This window comes from Haemophilus sp. HMSC61B11, assembly GCF_001838615.1.
Taxonomy (GTDB): domain Bacteria; phylum Pseudomonadota; class Gammaproteobacteria; order Enterobacterales; family Pasteurellaceae; genus Haemophilus_D; species Haemophilus_D parainfluenzae_AD.
Genome location: NZ_KV837971.1, coordinates 409482 through 430081, shown reverse-complemented (window position 1 = coordinate 430081; position 20600 = coordinate 409482). Strand labels below are relative to the sequence as shown.

The 20600-nt window shown below is 38.8% G+C and carries 16 protein-coding genes and 1 tRNA gene; 7 read left to right on the top strand and 10 right to left on the bottom strand.

The window, feature by feature from the left end; all coding sequences use genetic code 11:
- Window positions 1-143: 143 nt before the first annotated feature.
- The 7 genes from glnE to orn form a co-directional block, all read right to left on the bottom strand.
- Complete coding sequence (glnE, locus tag HMPREF3263_RS06205) at window positions 144-3077, bottom strand: bifunctional [glutamate--ammonia ligase]-adenylyl-L-tyrosine phosphorylase/[glutamate--ammonia-ligase] adenylyltransferase (protein WP_005698198.1); 2934 nt, start codon at window positions 3075-3077, stop codon at window positions 144-146.
- A gap of 3 nt (window positions 3078-3080) precedes the next feature.
- Window positions 3081-4034 (bottom strand): tRNA (adenosine(37)-N6)-dimethylallyltransferase MiaA, encoded by a 954-nt coding sequence (gene miaA / locus HMPREF3263_RS06200; RefSeq protein WP_005698200.1) that lies wholly within the window; start codon window positions 4032-4034, stop codon window positions 3081-3083.
- Between the two features lies 1 nt (window position 4035).
- On the bottom strand, window positions 4036-5880 hold the full coding sequence (gene mutL / locus HMPREF3263_RS06195) for a DNA mismatch repair endonuclease MutL (RefSeq protein WP_005698202.1): 1845 nt from the start codon (window positions 5878-5880) through the stop codon (window positions 4036-4038).
- An 8-nt stretch (window positions 5881-5888) separates the two neighbouring features.
- Entirely contained in the window at window positions 5889-7271 is a 1383-nt protein-coding gene (locus tag HMPREF3263_RS06190; RefSeq protein ID WP_005698197.1) for a LysM peptidoglycan-binding domain-containing protein, read from the bottom strand.
- Window positions 7272-7282: 11 nt separating this feature from the next.
- Window positions 7283-7753 carry a tRNA (adenosine(37)-N6)-threonylcarbamoyltransferase complex ATPase subunit type 1 TsaE gene (tsaE, locus tag HMPREF3263_RS06185; protein ID WP_005698199.1) on the bottom strand — a complete coding sequence of 157 codons (471 nt, stop codon included), beginning with the start codon at window positions 7751-7753 and terminating at the stop codon, window positions 7283-7285.
- A gap of 116 nt (window positions 7754-7869) precedes the next feature.
- A tRNA-Gly gene (locus HMPREF3263_RS06180) sits at window positions 7870-7945 on the bottom strand.
- Window positions 7946-8038: 93 nt separating this feature from the next.
- Window positions 8039-8587, bottom strand: a complete 549-nt coding sequence (gene orn, locus HMPREF3263_RS06175) for an oligoribonuclease (RefSeq protein ID WP_005698206.1) — start codon at window positions 8585-8587, stop codon at window positions 8039-8041.
- Between the two features lie 76 nt (window positions 8588-8663).
- Between orn and rsgA the strand changes: the two genes are divergently transcribed.
- From rsgA to HMPREF3263_RS06145, 6 genes are all read left to right on the top strand, one after another.
- On the top strand, window positions 8664-9701 hold the full coding sequence (gene rsgA / locus HMPREF3263_RS06170) for a small ribosomal subunit biogenesis GTPase RsgA (RefSeq protein ID WP_005698208.1): 1038 nt from the start codon (window positions 8664-8666) through the stop codon (window positions 9699-9701).
- Between the two features lie 162 nt (window positions 9702-9863).
- Window positions 9864-10121 (top strand): phosphocarrier protein Hpr, encoded by a 258-nt coding sequence (ptsH, locus tag HMPREF3263_RS06165; protein ID WP_005695633.1) that lies wholly within the window; start codon window positions 9864-9866, stop codon window positions 10119-10121.
- Between the two features lie 78 nt (window positions 10122-10199).
- Entirely contained in the window at window positions 10200-11927 is a 1728-nt protein-coding gene (gene ptsI / locus HMPREF3263_RS06160; protein WP_005698262.1) for a phosphoenolpyruvate-protein phosphotransferase PtsI, read from the top strand.
- Between the two features lie 59 nt (window positions 11928-11986).
- A complete protein-coding gene (gene crr / locus HMPREF3263_RS06155) occupies window positions 11987-12487 on the top strand; it encodes a PTS glucose transporter subunit IIA (RefSeq protein WP_005698219.1) in 501 nt (166 codons plus the stop codon).
- Window positions 12488-12560: 73 nt separating this feature from the next.
- Window positions 12561-13760, top strand: coding sequence for a mannose-6-phosphate isomerase, class I (manA, locus tag HMPREF3263_RS06150; RefSeq protein ID WP_005698213.1), 1200 nt, complete (start codon window positions 12561-12563; stop codon window positions 13758-13760).
- Between the two features lie 121 nt (window positions 13761-13881).
- On the top strand, window positions 13882-16908 hold the full coding sequence (locus HMPREF3263_RS06145; protein ID WP_005698209.1) for a glycoside hydrolase family 2 TIM barrel-domain containing protein: 3027 nt from the start codon (window positions 13882-13884) through the stop codon (window positions 16906-16908).
- A 56-nt stretch (window positions 16909-16964) separates the two neighbouring features.
- On the opposite strand, the gene HMPREF3263_RS06140 is transcribed toward HMPREF3263_RS06145, so the two are convergent.
- Window positions 16965-17228: a GrxA family glutaredoxin gene (locus HMPREF3263_RS06140; RefSeq protein WP_005698240.1), complete on the bottom strand. Its 264-nt coding sequence runs from the start codon at window positions 17226-17228 to the stop codon at window positions 16965-16967.
- A gap of 130 nt (window positions 17229-17358) precedes the next feature.
- Here HMPREF3263_RS06140 and HMPREF3263_RS06135 point away from each other — a divergent pair, with 130 nt between their 5' ends.
- Entirely contained in the window at window positions 17359-18258 is a 900-nt protein-coding gene (locus HMPREF3263_RS06135) for a RimK family alpha-L-glutamate ligase (RefSeq protein WP_005698242.1), read from the top strand.
- A gap of 37 nt (window positions 18259-18295) precedes the next feature.
- Here the strand turns inward: HMPREF3263_RS06135 and HMPREF3263_RS06130 are convergent, their stop codons facing one another.
- A complete protein-coding gene (locus HMPREF3263_RS06130) occupies window positions 18296-18898 on the bottom strand; it encodes a chalcone isomerase family protein (RefSeq protein WP_005698225.1) in 603 nt (200 codons plus the stop codon).
- Between the two features lie 111 nt (window positions 18899-19009).
- A complete protein-coding gene (gene fumC / locus HMPREF3263_RS06125; protein ID WP_005698259.1) occupies window positions 19010-20404 on the bottom strand; it encodes a class II fumarate hydratase in 1395 nt (464 codons plus the stop codon).
- Window positions 20405-20600 lie beyond the last annotated feature (196 nt).

Here is a 20600-nt window from a genome sequence, read left to right as displayed (position 1 = left end):
AGAGCTTGGGGTTTTTGTTTATGGATTTTTGTTAAAGATTACTTTGACAATATAAGTGCGGTAGAAAGTTAGGCTGTTTTTACGTAGAGAATATATATAAAGGAGTTTATCTCAAGTATATGGGGATAGACTCCTTTAATTTTTTAAGAAAAGAGCTTATACCAGAAAGAACAAACAAATTCTCTTTCTTCTGCAAACGCCGAATCATCAACAATGACAGGATTTCCTAATAAGTTCAGGTGATGAATTTTATTACGTAGTGTCACGTAGCAGGATTTGAGCTTTTCACACTCTGCTAGAGAAATAATGTGATATTCTGCCATTGAATCAAAGATGCGGACGTTATCAGACCATTTAGTTAATATTGGATTAGCTGGAGCATTCGCAAGCATCAGATATTGGGCGATAAATTCAATATCGGTAATGCCACCACGATCTGTTTTGATATTAAAAAAGCCTTCTTTTGTATGAGATAGATGTTCGTACATTTTTTCACGCATGTCTCTTACTTCAATTTTTAGTTGATTAATATCTCTTTGAGCAGAAAGTACATTACAGCGAATTTTTTCAAATTCCGCTTTTAATTCAGTTTCTCCAAAAATGGCGCGGCTACGGACAAGCGCTTGCTTTTCCCAAGTCCAAGCCTCATTGAGTTGATAGTTTTCAAATGCTTGAAGCGAACAGCCTAGTAAGCCCGCATCACCTGAAGGACGTAATCGCATATCAACATCGTAAAGTATGCCAGCACTCGTATTCATACTAAAGATGCTAACAATTTTTTGAGCCAATCTTAAATAGAACTGGTTACTATCAATTGATTTTTTTCCACCGATAGTTTGTCCTTCAATAGCTTGGTATAAAAAGACTAAATCCAAATCGGATTTATACCCGAGTTCAATTCCGCCTAATTTACCGTAGCCAATGACTAAAAAGCCTTTTTCTGTTTTACCTACTAGATATTCAGGTACACCAAAGCGTTGACTAACTTGTTGCCAGGCAAAATTGACAACGGCATCAATAATTGCTTCAGCCAGATAAGTGAGATGATCGCTCACTTTCATAACAGGCAATACGTCAAGAATATCTGCAGATGCAACACGTAATAAAATGGACTGTTTGAATTGACGTAAGCCATCAATAAATTGCTCTTCATCATCTTGTGGTAATCTCAGCATATATTGTTTCAATTCATCAGGGTACTGTGTGAACGGCAATGGATTACGTAGCGCTTTAGTATTTAATAATTCATCGAGTAGAATAGGGAAACGAGCTACTTGTTCGGCAATCATCTGAGATTGCGAACATAGTTCAATAAGCTGCTCAATGGCTTGGGGATTTTCTAAGAGCAATTCCAAATACGTCGTTCTACTTGCAATTTTATCCACAATATTTAGGATGCGCGGCAATAAAGTGCGGTAATTTTTTTGCTCAAATATTTGGGTGAAGATATCTGGCAATAAGTGAGCTAAAACTTCTCGACCTCGAGAGCCAATAACCCGGCGCGCAAGTCCCTCTTTGAATTGAATAAGTTTATCTAAGATATCGGAAATCGCATCCTCATCAATGTGATTATCGACCAACATTTGTTCAATATCATCGAGATCACTTTCTAAAAAATCAATCCACTGATTATTGTCATCGGTACGTTCATCTTTTTCTTCACCAATTAATGCATCAAAAACTGACCGCACTTTTTGTTGGTGTGCTTGTAGTATTTGATAGAAATCATCCCAGTTTTTAATTGGATAAGATTTCATCGTAGTTTGATTTTTCTCATCTAAGTAAGTGTATTCTCGACAAGCGACCATTAATCTAAGGCGATTTTCTTCATCTGTTGGGAGAAGTTGCGTCTGTTGATCATCAATGGCTTGTAGCACGTTTTCCGTATGACGAAGGAAGATATAAGCGTCTCTTAATTCATGATATTGTTGAGGCGTAATTAAACTAAGATCTCGTATTTCAGGGAGAAGTTTAAGCAATTCATGTTGCTGGAGTTTGATCTCGCGGCCACCACGAATCAGTTGGAAAACTTGTACAATAAATTCGATTTCTCGAATCCCGCCTGCGCCTAGTTTAATATTGTCTTTTAAGCCACGACGTCGCACTTCACGCTCAATTTTTCCTTTCATTTCACGTAAAGCTTGAATCACACTAAAATCAATATAGCGTCGATATACAAAAGGACGAAGTAATTGCTGCAAGGTTTTTACATTGGGATCTTGCTCATTTGCTCCTAAAATACGTCCTTTGATCATGGCATAACGTTCCCAGTCTCGCCCTTGATCTTGGTAATATTGCTCCATCGCAGAAAAACTTAAGGCAAGCGCACCGCTGTCGCCAAAAGGACGAAGACGCATATCTGTACGATAGACAAAGCCATCTGGCGTAAATTGATCCAACGCATTAATTAGACGTTGCCCTAAACGGGTAAAAAATTTAGCGTTACCAACAGCTCGTCTTGTACCAACAGTTTCGCCTTGTGAAGGATAGGTAAAAATTAAATCAATATCAGAGGAGAAATTTAGCTCAAAACCACCTAATTTTCCCATGCCAAGAATATAGAGTTGCTGTGGGTTGCCATTTTCATCGCAAGGTGTGCCCATTTCTTCGCAAGCTTGCTTGTACAGCCAATCTCTCGTACCAATGATAAGACTCTCAGCAAGTTGAGAAAGACGAATAAAAATTTCTTCTACAGTAGCAAGATTTAAACTTTGGCAGAAACTGAGTTTTGCCATTTCTTGATTACGAAAATCTCGTAGCGTTTTGTAAAGCTGTTCTTCGTTTTGGATAGCGGAGAGTTGATCTGCTAAACGGCTAGCGTAATGTTGACAATCAGAAAATTGAGGAGGTGTTTGCCACCATTGGGCTAAAAAGTGCGGTTGTTTTTTTAAGACTTTTTCCAAGAAATTAGACAGACTGATGGCATAGTTTATTTGTCCGATTGGTGTCGTGAGATCTGTTGCCTCTTGCTCGATTTGTTGGGTTATTTCATCAAGATTCATTTCAGGGAAATGTTGGCAAAGCACTTCGCCAAGTTGAATGAGTTTTTCAGTCGAAAGCGGAAGTGAAAGCGCCATAATTTACCCCTTAAAATGTTCGTCAATCTTGCGTAGTACGATTTCTTTGGCTTGTTTCGGTTGCAGACTATCTAGCCAATTTAATGGTGTTTTCCAGCCGCGTAGCCAGGTGATTTGTCGTTTTGCTAATTGTCGAGTTGCACAAATCCCACGGAAGACCATTTCTTCATGATCATAGTCACCACGTAAATATTCCCACATTTGGCGATAGCCCACACAGCGGATAGAAGGCAAATCTGGATTGAGATCTTCTCGTTGATAGAGTTTTTCCACTTCTTCTTGGAAACCTAATTCGATCATTTTATGGAAGCGTTGTTCGATACGTTGATGTAACACCGCACGATCTTCTGGTGCAATAGCAAATTGTAAAAATTGATAAGGCAATTCTTCGCCTTTTTGTTCGGTTAACTCCGTTAATGATTTGCCCGTTAAATAGAATACTTCTAACGCACGATTAATGCGCTGTGAATCATTTGGATTGATACGTTCTGCCGAAATAGGATCAATTTTTTGTAATTCTTGATGAAGTGCTGGCCAGCCAAATTTTCGCGCTTTTTCTTCAATCTCGAAGCGTAAATTTTCATCAGCAGACGGAAGGGGAGAAAGCCCCTCAATCAATGCTTTGTAATACAACATAGTGCCGCCAACCAAAAGCGGAATTTTGCCTTGTGCGGTAATATCAGCTATTTCTCTGAGCGCATCGTCACGAAAATTCATCACAGAATAACTTTCAGCGGGATCTAAGATATCGATTAAGCGATGAGGGGCAAGGGCTAGTTCTTCTTTAGAAGGCTTTGCCGTACCAATATTCATACCTTTATAAATTAATGCAGAATCGACACTGATCACTTCAACTGGCAGGCTTTGACGTAATTGAATAGCAAGATCCGTTTTTCCGGAGGCCGTTGGCCCCATCAGAAAAAGTGCGGTTGGTTTGGAGTCAGTTTTTTTGGTCATATTACAAATCGCTTAAAAAAGGCTGCCAGTTAATTGGTTTCAGTAATGTATTAAATTTTTCTTGATGAGTTTTATTCAGTAATCGTTCCGTTTCACTTAATAAGCTGACCACATCCGCTAACACTTGAATTGGTTTCATTTCTAGCGTATGACAAAGTGCGGTTAGAAAATCAGGCATATTTTCTACATGTTCAGCAAGCAGGCTCACCACACATTTTTGTAAATTTTGTGTACGTAAAATCGCAGGGACTTTGTTTAATGTAAGACGTAGCTGAGCTTCATTTTCAATAAATTCAAAACCACTTTGCTGAAAAAAGGCTTTTTGTTTTTGCCATTGTTCAAATTGTTTTTCATCTAAGCGAAAAATAATCGGAATGAGTAACGGTTGTTGCGAAATTTCACTCTGCTGTAAGGTTAATTCATAATTTAAGGTTTGCAATTTAGCTAATGACATCAAATAAAACTGCTGATTTTGTTGTAAAAGCAACGCTTTATTTTCAATTAATGCCAATGCGCGTAAATAGCCTATTTCACTTGTCTGTGGGAGTTGTTCAACGACAGGTGTTGTTAAAACTTGAGAAGCTTCTGTTGGACGTACTAATTCACTATATACGCGTTGTTCAGTCTTTGTAGGTTGTTCACGATAACTATATGTTGGAATGTACTCACTATGGTTTGAAAAGTGCGGTCGATTTTCTGATTGTTTTTCACGAGGCTGATGATAATTTGAAGCGAAAATATTTTGCCCCGCTGCCGCTCGATTGGGTCTCGGTTCATAGTGCGTTTGATACGGAGCCGAAGGCTCTCTTGCCTCATTTATCGCTGGCGCTAAATCCAATTCAGCTTGAGGGATAGCATTGAGCGCATTTGTTACGCCCTGACAGATAAAATCATGAATTAAACGAGCTTGATGAAAACGCACCTCATGTTTTGTAGGGTGCACGTTGACATCGACATCATGTGGATTGAGATCGATAAACAGTACAAATGCAGGGTATTGCTCAGTATGTAAATGCTCCGCATAAGCTTGACGAATGGCGTGGGTGATCACTTTATCGCGCACCATTCGTCCATTGATATAACAATAGCTCAAATCATTCTGAGAACGTGTAAATTCTGGTGTGGCAACCCAACCCGAAAGATGCAAATCATCATGTTTCCAGTCAATGCGTAAGGCGTGTTGAACAAAATCATCGCCACAAATGGCCGCAACGCGTTTTAGTTGTTGTTCTTCATTTGTCGCAGGACGATATTGTCGAATAATTTTGCCATTGTGGGTAAGGGTAAAAGCGATATTAAATTTCGCTAAAGCAATTCGGCGAATGACTTCATCAATATGAGCAAATTCTGTTTTATCGGTGCGTAAGAATTTACGACGAGCTGGCGTGTTAAAAAAGAGATTTGCCACTTCAACCGTCGTACCGACTGGATGAGACGCAGGTTTAATTGTGGTTTCCATCTCTCGTCCTTGCGCATAGACTTGCCACGCTTCATTTTGCTCTGCAGTTCGAGAGGTAAGCGTGAGACGGGAAACCGAGCTGATACTAGCAAGGGCTTCACCGCGGAAACCTAAACTTAAAATGGCTTCTAGATCATCAAGATCGGCAATTTTACTGGTTGCGTGTCGAGCCAGCGCAAGGCTTAATTCTTCTTTAGGGATACCGCTGCCATTATCTCGAATACGAATCAGACTGGCGCCGCCGTTTTCAATATCAATATGAATTTTATTGGCACCAGCATCAAGGCTGTTTTCCACCAATTCTTTCACCACAGAAGCAGGGCGTTCAACCACTTCACCTGCAGCAATTTGATTAGCCAGCTGTGGAGAAAGAATTTTGATTGCCATAGGATTCCTTATTTTTCTTTAAGTTTGATTTTTTGCCCAGTCACGACTTTGCCATTTTTCAATGTTGGGTTCAGTTTTAAAAGACGATTAACCGGTACATTGTATTCGCGAGAGATAGCATAGAGAGTTTGATCCGCTTTCACTGTATGATAAAGCGGGGTTTCTTTTTTGCCATCATCTCTCTTTTCATTTCCTTTTGAAGAGGCGTCTTTTTTATCATTACCTTTTTTCTCAGGCTCTTTTTTATTCTCAGCTTTTTCTTGTTTTTGATCTTTTTTAGAAACCGCTTTTTCTGCTTCAACAATTTTGCTACTTTTTCCTTTGTTATCGGCTTTGGCTTTATCATCTGCTTTAGGTTTTTCTTCTACCTTTTTGCCTTTGCCATTATCAGGAATCTTAATGGTTTCATTTAACCAAAGTTCTTTGCGTTTCAGTTTATTTAACTCAATGATTTCGCTGACTTTGACATCATATTTATTTGCTAGGCTACCAATGCTTTCACCTGGTTTCACTTTATGGCGAATACCACTGTCTTTCACATCAGAAGTGCGGTCAGATTTTTCGTTATTTTTGTCGTTTGATTTTGTAGATTTGCTGTCTTGCTCATCACTAGGTGGAACGGCGATCGCTTTTAAATTACCGTTGCGATAAGCGACTAAGCCTTCGTAAATCATATAAGCAATACGACGACGATAAGCAATGGTATTCAGTTTCTGTTCTTCTTCCATATTGGAAAGGAAACCTGTTTCCACCAGAACAGAAGGAATATCGGGTGAACGCAATACACCAAGGCTCGCATGTTGTGGGGTGCTACGACTTAATGAAGTCACACGGGCAAAGCGACGTAAAATACTATTCCCGAGTTCATAACCTGTGCGTTGGCTGTGACCAAATTGCAGGTCGAGTACAGTTTGATCTAAATATTTGTCATTGTTATTGGAAAGTACTTTTCCTGCACCACCTAAAAGCTCAGAGCGTTTTTCATCGTCCTCTAACCATTGTCCCATTTCATCATTGGCTCGGCGATTGGATAGTACCCAAACTGATGCGCCACGTTGGTCTGAATTAAGAGAGGAGTCCGCATGGATAGATACGAGAAAATTTGCTTTATATTTACGTGCAATTTCAGAACGTTCTGGTACAGAAATGTAGTAATCGCTACTGCGCGTTAAAACGCCTTTGAAATTAGGATCTTTATCTAATAAGGCTTTTAATTCTCGCGCGATAGAAAGGGTGACATTCTTTTCATAAATGCCTAAATTTTTTCCGATAGCACCGGGATCTTTACCGCCGTGGCCGGGATCAATGGCAATTGTCCATTGTGGGGCGGCAAATACGGTGGTAGAAATTAGAGAAAATATTCCAAAAAGAAACGAAAATTTTGCTTTCATGTAAATCAATTTTATAGTTGTGTCAAAATATGCTCGCCCACTGAGTTTTGAGCAATTAGCGTCATGCTGCGAGCATCGTCGTAATAATCAATATTCACCAATAAATCAGCCTCAGGCAAGATGCCTTCACCTTTTTCTGCCCATTCGATTAAGCAGATGCAATTTTGGCTAAAATAATCACGAATACCCATAAATTCTAATTCTTCAGGATCGGCAAGACGATATAAATCAAAGTGATAAATCATCTTTCCTGCAATGCTATATTCTTCTACTAGTGTATAAGTAGGACTTTTGACATTGCCTTGGTAGCCTAAACCTTGCACCATTCCGCGAGTAAGGGTGGTTTTCCCCGCACCAAGATCACCATTGAAATAAAGCACAATGGCATTATCTTTCGGTTGTTTTACAAGCACTTCTGCGAGTTTTTTACCAAAACGGAGCATAGTGCCTTCATCAGGAATGTATTGGGTTAATTCAGTCATTATTAGAGTGATTTTTTAGGTTAAAGTTTCTAGAGGATTTTATCGTATTTTGAATGGAATATGTAGGGAAAATACAATAAAAAAATCCGCTGCTTTTCAGCAACGGATTGAGAATTTGGAGCGGGAAACGAGGCTCGAACTCGCGACCCCGACCTTGGCAAGGTCGTGCTCTACCAACTGAGCTATTCCCGCATTTCACATTGGTGAATGAGGCAACATTATACGAAAAAATTTATTCAACGCAAGCGTAGATTTCGCAAATGATTGAGTTTGCCTAAGTTTTCATCACCCTAGACTAATAAAGTGATCACGGTAGTAAGCTAACTCTTTTATTGATTCACGAATATCATCAAGGGCTAAATGAGTATTGCCTTTTTTAAACCCATCTAAAATTTCGGGTTTCCAGCGAGCAGCCAATTCTTTTAATGTACTCACATCTAGATGACGATAATGGAAATAATCGGCTAAATCAGGCATGTATTTATAAAGAAAGCGTTTATCTTGTGCGATACTGTTACCACAAATTGGTGAAGCGCCTTTCGGTACCCAACGTTTTAAAAAATCTAATGTTTGTAATTCAGCTGCACGCTCGGTGAGCTTGCTCGCTTTGACACGGTCAACTAAGCCATTAGCTGTGTGGGTTTTTACGCACCATTCCGACATTTTGTTTAATAATTCATCACTTTGATGCACGGCAATTACAGGGCCTTCCGCTAAAATATTGAGATCTTTATCCGTCACAATGGTCGCGATTTCAATGATACGTTCTTTTTCAGGATCTAATCCTGTCATTTCTAAATCGATCCAAATCAGATTTTGTTTATCTAATTGCATAATATAAGGTATCCTATGAACATTTTTTAATCCCGTTTATTTTAACGAAAAACATCGGAAAAAACGACCGCACTTTATGAGCAAACGTAAACTCACGCAAAATCAAACTCGTCGAATTCAATCAAATAACGCAAAAGCCTTGCATCGCCACAAGAAGAAAGAAGTGGAATGGCAAGATGATATGCTAGGCGAAAGCCAAGATGGGGTAGTAGTCACACGTTATTCAGTTCATGCCGATGTGGAAAATGCACAAGGCGAAATTTTCCGTTGTAATTTACGTCGTACACTTTCCAGTCTCGTGGTTGGAGACAAAGTGATTTGGCGACAAGGCAATGAACAGCTTCAGGGCGTGAGTGGCGTGATTGAAGCTATTCACCCAAGACAAAATGAAATTGCTCGCCCAGATTATTATGATGGGTTAAAACCAATCGCGGCCAATATCGATCGTATTATTATTGTTTCTGCGGTGGTGCCGGTACTGTCACTCAATATTATCGATCGTTATTTAGTAGTATGTGAAAATGCCGGGATTGAGCCTGTCATTGTGGTGAATAAAGGTGATTTACTGAATGCCGAGCAAGAGCAGGAAGTGGAAAGCCAATTACAGATTTATCGTGATATTGGTTATCAAACCATCATCATTTCTGCCGAAACCGGGAAAAATATGGAAAAATTGACCGCACTTTTAAGTGACGGAACTTCCATTTTTGTGGGGCAGTCAGGGGTAGGCAAATCCAGTTTAATTAACTATATTTTACCAATGGTCAATGCGCAAGTCGGTGGTATTAGTGAAACCTCAGGCTTGGGGCAACATACCACAACTTCTTCTCGTTTATACCACTTGCCACAAGGCGGTAATTTGATTGATTCACCCGGTATTCGTGAGTTTGGTTTATGGCATTTGGAGCCAGATCAGATCACCAAAGGCTATCGTGAATTTCAATATGTCTTAGGTACGTGTAAATTCCGAGATTGTAAGCATTTGAACGATCCTGGTTGTGCATTACGCGAAGCGGTAGAGGCAGGTCGGATTTCACCAATACGTTATGAGAATTATCATCGTTTAATTGAAAGTTTAAGTGAGACGAAATCACAACGCCATTTTTCTGTGTAGTATATGTTTTACTCAAATTAGGTACGCAAACGTTTAAATTTTGTGATATAACTCAATTTTTTTTACGTTTCGCCTTGATTATTGGACATTTAATAGCGATACTACCAAGGTTTTTTGGATTAAATTGCTTAAATTTTACTATTACTAAATAGAGGTAACCTTATGTTCTCAAAAGATGTAGAAATTACAGCCCCTAATGGTTTACACACCCGTCCAGCGGCGCAATTTGTTAAAGAAGCTAAAGCGTTTGCTTCAGATGTAACCGTCACTTCAGGTGGAAAAAGTGCAAGTGCGAAAAGCTTATTTAAGCTACAAACCTTAGGTTTGACGCAAGGAACTGTAATCACCATCTCGGCTGAAGGCGAGGACGAACAACAAGCTGTTGAACATTTAGTAGCATTAATTCCCACTTTAGAATAATTAACGATTAGCCACAGAATTCTTATTCTGTGGCTATTGTTTATCTAACCTTTAATAATTGTCTCGGAAGGTAAAAGTATGATTACAGGTATTCCAGCGTCACCAGGTATCGTTTTTGGTAAAGCCTTAGTATTAAAAGAAGAAAAAATTGTTCTTGATACGCAAAAAATTTCAGAAGATCAAGTTGAGGCAGAAGTTGCCCGTTTTTATGCTGGTCGTGAGGCCGCTGTTGAGCAGCTTAATTCTATTCATCAACGTGCATTAAAATCCTTAGGTGAAGAAAAAGCAGCTATCTTTGAAGGACATTTAATGATCCTTGAAGATGAAGAATTAGAAGAAGAAATTATTGATTATCTCCGTTCACATAAAGTGAATGCAAGTGTGGCAGCAAGTAAAATCATCGATCAACAAGTTGAAATGTTGTCAGAAATTGATGATGAATACTTAAAAGAACGTGCAGGTGATATTCGCGATATCGGTAATCGTTTAATCAAAAATATTTTAGGCATGCATATTGTGGATCTTGGTGATATTACCGAAGAATCCATCCTTGTGGCTTACGATTTAACTCCATCAGAAACGGCTCAATTAAACTTAGAAAAAGTATTAGGTTTTATCACGGATATTGGTGGTAGAACATCGCACACCTCAATTATGGCTCGTTCACTTGAATTGCCGGCCATTGTTGGGACAAATGATGTTACAGCACGCGTGAATACAGGTGATTATCTTATTTTAGATGCGGTAAACAACCGTGTTTACGTGAACCCGACTCAAGCTGAAATTGATGAATTAAAAACCTTAGAAGCAAAGCTCGCTGAAGAAAAAGCAGAGTTAGCAAAATTAAAAGATTTACCAGCGGTGACCCTTGATGGTCATAAAGTCGACGTGGTAGCCAATATTGGTACGATTCGCGATTGCGAAGGAGCTCATCGTAATGGTGCAGAAGGGGTAGGTTTATACCGTACAGAATTCCTCTTTATGGATCGTGATCAATTACCGAGCGAAGAAGAGCAATTCATTGCTTATAAAGAAGTGGTTGAAGCAATGGACGGTCGTCTAGTGGTATTACGTACCATGGATATCGGTGGTGACAAAGAGCTTCCATATTTAAATTTACCAAAAGAAATGAACCCATTCTTAGGATGGCGTGCAGTGCGTATTGCCCTTGATCGTCGTGAAATTTTACATGCGCAATTAAGAGCGGTATTACGTGCTTCTGCATTTGGTAAACTTGCAGTGATGTTCCCAATGATTATTTCGGTAGAAGAAATTCGCGAATTAAAATCTGTATTGGAAACCTTAAAAGCAGAATTACGTGCAGAAGGTAAAGCTTTTGATGAAAACATCCAAGTGGGTGTCATGGTTGAAACGCCATCTGCAGCAGTGAATGCGAAATTCTTAGCGAAAGAAGTGGATTTCTTCAGTATTGGTACAAACGACTTAACGCAATATACCTTAGCTGTTGACCGTGGTAATGAATTAATTTCTCATTTATATAACCCAATGTCACCTTCAGTACTTGGCTTGATCAAACAAGTGATTGATGCCTCTCATGCAGAAGGTAAATGGACTGGTATGTGTGGTGAGTTAGCCGGTGATGAACGTGCGACCTTATTGTTACTCGGTATGGGCTTAGATGAATTTAGTATGAGTGCAATTTCTGTGCCACGTATTAAAAAATTAATTCGTCATGTGAATTATCAAGAGGTGAAAGCCTTAGCTGATGAAGCATTACAAAAACCAACCGCTGCTGAAATTGAGCAATTAATTCAAGCTTTTTTAGCAGAAAAATCGTTAAACTAGATACAAAAACAGAGTTTTACGTTAAAATACTAGCCATCTTTAATAGATAGGAGATTAAAATGGGCTTATTTGACAAATTATTTGGTTCAAAAGAAAACAAAACAGTGGAAGTCGAAATTTATGCACCACTTTCTGGTGAGATTGTGAATATCGAAGATGTACCAGATGTTGTTTTCTCTGAAAAAATCGTGGGTGATGGTATCGCAATTCGTCCAACAGGTAACAAAATCGTGGCGCCTGTTGATGGTGTAATTGGTAAAATTTTTGAAACCAATCACGCTTTTTCAATGGAATCAAAAGAGGGTGTTGAATTATTCGTTCACTTCGGTATTGATACCGTTGAATTAAAAGGTGAAGGATTCACTCGCATCGCACAAGAAGGTCAAAACGTAAAACGCGGCGACACAGTAATCGAATTTGATTTAGCAACATTAGAATCAAAAGCAAAATCAGTTTTAACACCAGTGGTTATCTCTAATATGGATGAAATTTCATCTATCGAGAAAAAATCTGGTGAAGTGATTGCTGGGGAATCTGTTGTTTTAAGTTTAACAAAATAAGATTTATAGACTAAAAGATCCGCTTTAAATAAGCGGATTTTTTTATCCTTATTCTTTTTTAAAGCAGGTAAAGATGATTTATCGATTAACTGGCCAAGTACAGCATTATGCATGGGGCGGAAAAAACTATATTGCATCATTGATCGGATTACATTCAGCGAAAGATCAACCTTGTGCAGAGTGGTGGTTAGGAGCTCATCCATCAGCACCTTCTGAAATTGAGGATGTAACAGGTAAGCAATCCCTTATTGAATTTTTATTGCAAAATCCGACCGCACTTGGACAGGCAAGCCGTCAGAAATTTGGTGATGAACTGCCTTATTTGTTAAAGATTTTAGATGTTGAAAAACCGTTGTCGATTCAATTACATCCGACTAAAGCTCAAGCTGAAAAGGGCTTTGAGGCTGAGAATGCAAAAGGCGTGGCATTAACAGATAGTACGCGGACTTATAAAGATAGAAATCATAAACCAGAAATGATGATTGCCTTATCTGATTTCTGGCTTTTACATGGTTTTAAAACAAAAGCTCAAATCCTTGCCACATTAAATGCACGACCCTCTTTGCAACCTTTGGCTGAAAAACTTGGCACACAAAACCTAGCTGAATTCTATGCAGATGTGATGTTGGCGGATCAATCAATGCTCGCAAATTGGCTAGTACCCATTATTGAAGCCAACCAACAGCCTTATAAAAATGGCGAGTTGGCACTAGACAACCCCGATTATTGGGTGCTTTATACCATGGAAGCCATGGCAATTTCGCCTGAAAAATTAGATGCTGGCTTGGTGTGTTTTTATCTCTTTAATATCGTACATTTGAAAGAAGGGGAAGGTATTTTCCAGGATGCAGGCATTCCTCATGCTTATCTTCGCGGACAAAATGTGGAGCTAATGGCATGTTCTGATAATGTGATTCGTGGTGGCTTAACACCAAAATATGTCGATATTGTCGAATTATTAAAAATTGTGGATTGTCGCGAAGTAACACCCAAAATTATCTCAGTCACGCCTCAAAATCAGTCAGAATTTACTTATAAAACGCCAGTAAACGATTTTGCTTTAGCTCAAATTCGTGTCGAACCCGAAATGCATACTAAAGTGAATCTTCAAAGTGCGGGTATTTTGTTGGTGATGCAAGGTGAGCTAAAAATACAAGAAAAATCAACCGCACTTACCTTGAAACAAGGTGAGTCAGCATTCATTACAGCGGATTCTAACGTTGAAATAATGAGTGAAAAAGGAGGTTATGCCTTCTTGGCAAAATTGCCATAAAAATTAATGTGATAAGTATCACGATTTGTGAACTTATCGCTAGATTAATCGACGATTTTAGGTATAGTGGGCGTCATTCAGGCGCCCTTTTTTATGTGTCTAAATTGCATTGGGAGTTTTTATGTTGTTGCCTCGCTATTTTGAAGATCCGCAAACCTTACATGTGAATACCACACCACATCATGCTTATTTTATTCCTTTTTCTTCAACAGAAAGTGCGGTCAAAAAGACACGAGAATTTTCCCCTTACTTTACCTTACTAAATGGGGAATGGGATTTTGCTTATTTTGAAAGCTATACTCACTTGCCTCAAGATTTCCTTCATTTTTCCTTTACGGATAAAATCCTTCTTCCATCCAATTGGCAAAATCATGGTTACGATAATCATCAATATACAAATGTAAATTATCCTTTCCCTTTTGATCCACCTTATGTACCCATTGAAAACCCTTGTGGTTTGTATCATCGCGTTTTAAATGTCGAAATCAATGCAGGAAAACGCTATCTCTTAAATTTTGAAGGGGTAGACAGTTGTTTATTTGTCTATGTGAATCACCAATTTGTGGGCTATAGCCAAATTAGTCATTGCACTAGCGAATTTGATATCACTGACTTTTTACAACAAGGGGAAAACCACTTACATGTTTTAGTGTTGAAATGGTGTGATGGCAGTTATTTGGAAGACCAAGACAAATTCCGAATGTCTGGTATTTTCCGAGATGTTTATCTGTTAGCGCGAGAAAAAAATTACTTACAAGATTTTTTCATTCAAACACAATTTAATCAAGAACTTACCAAGGCTCAATTACATGTGGCCTGTCAGTTTGTTGGAAGTGAACAACCTATCTCTTGGCAATTATTTGATCCTCAAGGCGAATTGATAATTGAACAAAAAGGGCATGCATTTCATGCTGAAATTGAAAATGCACAATTATGGCATGCAGAGAACCCTCGCTTATACACGTTGATTTTGCAATATGGCTCAGAAGTGATTTGCCAAAAGGTTGGCTTGCGTCATATCGAAGTAAAGAATGGTGTCATGTTATTTAATGGGCAAGCGATTAAGCTTAAAGGCGTTAATCGTCACGATAGTGATCCGAAAACGGGTTATGTCATTAGTCGAGAACAAGCGTTGCAAGATTTACGCTTAATGAAACAGCATAATTTTAATGCCATTCGAACAGCGCACTATCCTAATGCACCTTGGTTTACTGAATTATGTGATGAATATGGTTTTTATGTGATTGCGGAAAGTGATATTGAATCGCACGGCACGAATGCAGTTTATGTAGAGTCGCCAGAAACAAGCATTTTGTTAGGGGTAAAAACAGAGATTGATCATGACGCAATTCGTCAAAAAACAATCGACAATTATTGCTATATGGCTCGAAGCCCTGAATTTAATCAAGCCATTTTAGACCGCACTTATGCCAATGTTGAGCGAGATAAAAATCGTCCTTCTGTCGTGATTTGGTCATTAGGGAATGAAAGTGGCTACGGTGAGAACTTTGAGCAAGCCGCCGCTTGGGTGAAACAGCGCGATCCAAGTCGCTTAGTGCATTATGAAAATGCGATCTTTCAACATTCAGCCCATCAAAATGACACATCCAATTTAGATTTTCATAGTGAGATGTACACCAGCACGGAAGAATTGGATGCTTATTTTGCCGATACTCAAAATCAAAAGCCGTATCTTTTCTGTGAATATTTGCATGCGATGGGGAATTCTTGCGGAGACACAGAAGATTATTTCCAAGCGATGGAACGACATGCAGGCGCTTGTGGTGGCTTTGTGTGGGAGTGGTGCAATCATTCCCCTTATTTACCAAATTCAAACAGAATGGGCTATGGCGGGGATTTTAATGACACGCCGAATGACGGTAATTTTTGTGCTGATGGATTAGTCACGGCTGACCGTCAAACCCAAAGCAATTTGTTGGAATATAAAAATGTGTATCGTCCACTGCGTGCTACCTTAAAAAATGGTCACATTGAACTCAAAAATTATTTGGATTTTACGGATGCGGCAGAGGCTATTTCGATTCATTATCAAATAACAGAAGATTTTTTGGTCGTACAAGAAGGTAAAATTGATGATTTAAACATTGCGCCAAAATCAACCGCACTTTTGCCTTTATCATTGCCAGCAAGTAACGGTGCGTTACAAATTTTAACATTGACCTATTATCAAAAAACAGAAAAGGGTTTAATTCCTCAAGGGCATTGTTTAGGATTTGATCAGATTATTTTGTCGGAGCAACCACATTTATTCGCTAATGAGCCTAAATCAAATCTCCAACCGATTTCTGTTTCAAAACATACTAATTTAATTTCAGTTAAAGCGGTAGATATTGAATACCAGTTTGATCAATATAAAGGCACCATTCACCAAATTCGTAAAGATGGCGAGCCTTGGTTGAATCAACCTACTGATTTCAATATTTGGCGAGCGCCTTTAGATAATGATAGTTTAATGAAAGCACATTGGCTTGCTGCAGGTTACGATCGTGCGACGAGTCTAGTCTATGATTACGGTTTAACCGAGCAGAAAAGTGCGGTTGAAATTAGCTTTAAATTGGGACTGGTTGCCGTATCAAAAGCGCGAATTTTGACATTGAATGTGGTGTATCGTATTGAACAAAATGGGTTGCTTCAGATTAATATTCATGCTGAAAAACAACCGCACTTGCCGTTCTTACCACGCTTTGGCTTGCGTTTCTTCCTTAATCAAGGATTTAATCAAGTGGAGTATGTGGGCTATGGCCCAACGGAAAGTTATCTAGATAAACATCACGCCACGGCTTTCGGTCGTTATAAGACAACGCCAGAAAGTAATCATGTGCCTTATTTAAAACCACAAGAAAATGGCAGTCACTATGGTTGTCGTGAGGTGAAGGTGGTGAATTCGGCTGATTGTTTTACCGTGCAAAGTCATACGCCTTTTAGCATGAATGTTTCCCCTTATTCTCAAGAAGAATTGGGCAGTAAAAAGCACCAATATGATTTGGAGAAAAGTGGCAGTACGATCTTGTGTGTGGATTACAAAATGAGTGGGGTTGGCTCCAATTCTTGTGGGCCTGCGTTAAAACCACAATATCGTTTGAATGAAACAGAATGGGATTGGGCGATCTCGTTGCAAATTGAATAAGATGAAATAAAAAAGTGCGGTTGAAATTAACCGCACTTTTATGTTTTTAGCAATAATTAAGCAACAACGTTAAATTGTTCTTTCATTAATGCTTCGAAATCAGTGCAACCGCCGATTGGTTTTTCATCGATAAAGATTTGTGGCACAGTTTCCACTTTTTTACCGACAGATTTTGATAAATCTGCTTTAGAAATGCCTTCAGCGATAATATCTACATAGCGATAATCGAAATCCGCTACTTCACCTTTTAATTTTTCAGCAAGGTTTTTTGCACGTACACAATAAGGGCAGCCTGGACGACCAAAAATAACTACGAACATAAAATTTTCCTTTTATTTAAACAAAATTCCTAATGATTTTACTCTATTTCCACAAAAGCAGAAATCATTTTTCAGGATTATTGTGATTGGTGTAATATATCAACTCCTCTTTTCCTAAGGATATAACTGAATGAAATTATTGATGCTTTGCCGTGAGCCTCGCCTTTATAGCTGCCAGCGTTTAAAAGAAGCAGCGGAAAGTTGCGGGCATCAAATGGATATTTTGGATCCTAATCGTTGCATTTTAAAACTCGACAAAAATCAACCGCACTTTTCTTTGTATTATCAACAAAATGCAGAAAGTGAGCTCTATTTATTGCCCGATTACGATGCGGTGTTACCACGCTTTGGGACGACAAGTACCCAAATGGGCTGTGCAGTATTGCGTCATTTCCAAGGAAAAGGTGTCTATTGCCTTAATCAAGAACAGGCATTTTTAGCTGCTCGCGATAAATGGCGTAGTTTGCAGATGTTATTGGAGAAAGGCATTGCAGTACCGAATTCAGTCTTATCCGGTTGTGAGGTTGCGCCGAAACAAGCCATTAAGCAAACAACCGCCCCAATGATTATTAAAACCTTAAAAGGCTCACAAGGCATTGGCGTGATTTTAGCCGAACGCCCACAAAGTGCGGTCAGTATTTTAGAAACGTTAAAAGATGCAAATGTGTCTGTCTTGTTACAAGATTTTGTAGAAGAGGCAAAAGGGACTGATATTCGCTGTTTTGTGATCGGCGATAAAGTCGTAGCCACAATGCAGCGTATTGGGCAAGATGGCGAGTTTCGTGCGAATTTTCACCGTGGTGGCACGGCAGAAAAAGTTAAACTCAATGAAGAAGAAAAAGCTATCGCCATTCGAGCAACTAAAGCATTAGGGCTTGCTGTAGCCGGTGTTGATTTGATTCGTTCAAAAGAAGGGTTATTGGTGCTTGAAGTGAATGCTAGCCCGGGATTAGAAATGATTGAGAAAACCAGTGGCATTGATATTGCATTGCAGATGGTCCTGTTTTTAGAACAGCAAGTAAAACAATAAAAGAAAAGGGCGAACCATATCATGTTCGCCCTTGTTTTTATCCTTTTGTGTCTTGTTTAAAATCGTAATTCGGTGGTAATTCCGGCATCGTATTTTCTTCATCAAAAGGCTCGCTAGCCGGTTGATGTTGAAATTCTTTGCTATCGTGAGCCGGTTTTTCTTTACCTAATAATTGCGGTTGTAATTTGATAAAACTACTTTTATCTGAAAGCCACACGTCAATAAATGCTTGTGTAAATTTTTGATCAAATTCGTGATCTAACACGGTGTCATTTAACACAAAATAGCCTTTATCCGCTAAGGCAACAAAATTTAAGATGTCGTTTGGTGAAAAATCAGGGAAGATTTCCTGCATTTTTTTGAGCCATGCAGTGGTGTCATCTTTACTTAAATTTTGTGACTCCATTTCTTTAGTTAAAGCAATGGCGAAATTTTTCCCTTCAACTGGTTTCTCATATTTAATCGAAAACATTAACGGACGTTCATTCTTTTCATATGAACCCGTTTCAGAATACAAGCCGACAGTGTACACATGGAATGGCCCCCACGTGTATTCAGCATTGCCGACCGGTTGCCATTGGGCAAAAAGTGCGGTGGAAAATAAGGCTGAAATGGCAGCAATAATAAATTTCAGTTTCATAGTTTTTTTCATGTCAAAAATATTGCCGTGATTATAACAAAAAAGCCCTCGAAAAAAACACAAATAAAAAGGCAGGAATACCTGCCTTTGACATCAAATTATTGGGGGAGTTTATTTTAAGCTACCCACCATATCTTCTGGACGAACCCATTTGTCGAAATCTTCGGCTGAAACTAAGCCTAAGTTAATCGCTTCTTCACGTAAGGTTGTACCATTTTTGTGTGCAGTTTTTGCAATTTTCGCTGCATTTTCGTAACCGATATGGGTATTAAGTGCGGTTACTAACATCAATGAATTTTCCAACTGTTGTTTAATGCGTGGGTAGTTTGGTTGAATACCAGTTGCGCAGTGTTCATCAAATGATACGCAAGCATCACCCAATAATTGTGCAGATTGTAAGAAATTTGCCACCATTACAGGGTTAAATACGTTTAATTGGAAATGACCTTGTGAACCAACAAATGCGATAGTGGTATCGTTACCAAATACTTGCGCACATACCATGGTTAATGCTTCACATTGAGTTGGGTTCACTTTACCCGGCATGATAGAAGAACCTGGTTCATTTTCAGGAATTAAGATTTCACCGATACCGGAACGTGGACCTGATGCTAATAAACGAATGTCGTTTGCAATTTTGAATAAACTCATCGCTAATTGTTTAATTGCACCGTGAGTTTCAACGATCGCATCGTGTGCAGCTAACGCTTCAAATTTGTTTTCTGCTGTCACGAATGGTAAGCCAGTGAATTTTGCAATATATTCCGCCACTTTTACATCATAACCTTTCGGCGTGTTCAAACCAGTACCTACTGCAGTACCACCAAGTGCTAATTGACTTAAGTGTGGAAGGGTGTTTCTCAATGCACGTAAACCGAAATCTAGTTGTGCAGCATAAGCAGAAAATTCTTGACCTAATGTTAATGGAGTTGCATCCATTAAGTGAGTACGACCAATTTTTACTACATCTTTAAATTCTGCTGATTTTTTAGCGAAAGTTTTTTGTAAACGTTCTACACAAGGAATGGTATGTTCAACCACTTTTTTGTATGCCGCAATGTGCATTGCAGTTGGGAAAGTATCATTTGAAGATTGGGATTTGTTCACATCATCATTTGGATGGATGAATGATTTTTCACCTAATTTACCGCCATGTAAAACGTGAGCACGGTTTGCTACCACTTCGTTCACGTTCATGTTTGATTGTGTACCTGAACCGGTTTGCCAAATAACTAATGGGAATTGGTCGTCTAATTTTCCTGCAAGGATTTCATCACAGGCGGTTGCGATTAAATCACGTTTCTCTGCAGGTAATACACCTAAATCATAGTTTGCAAAAGCCGCGGCTTTTTTCAAATAACCGAACGCTTCAATAATTTCGTGCGGCATAGAAGCTGCCGGACCAATTTTGAAGTTGTTACGGGAACGTTCGGTTTGTGCTGCCCAGTATTTATCTGCAGGCACTTGAACTTCGCCCATAGTGTCTTTTTCAATACGAAATGCCATGTGATACTCCTATCATCGAAAATAAAAATAAATCTCGAAAATTCTAACACCTACGAGTTATGAATGGAATGTAACATAAAGGTAAAAAGTCACTTTTGTGATGTAGATCATAAAAGTGCGGTAAAAAATTTTCGTGTTTTTTCTATTTGCGTTAATCACCTTGTTGATGATTTATTTTTTAGTGCTTTTTTGATAA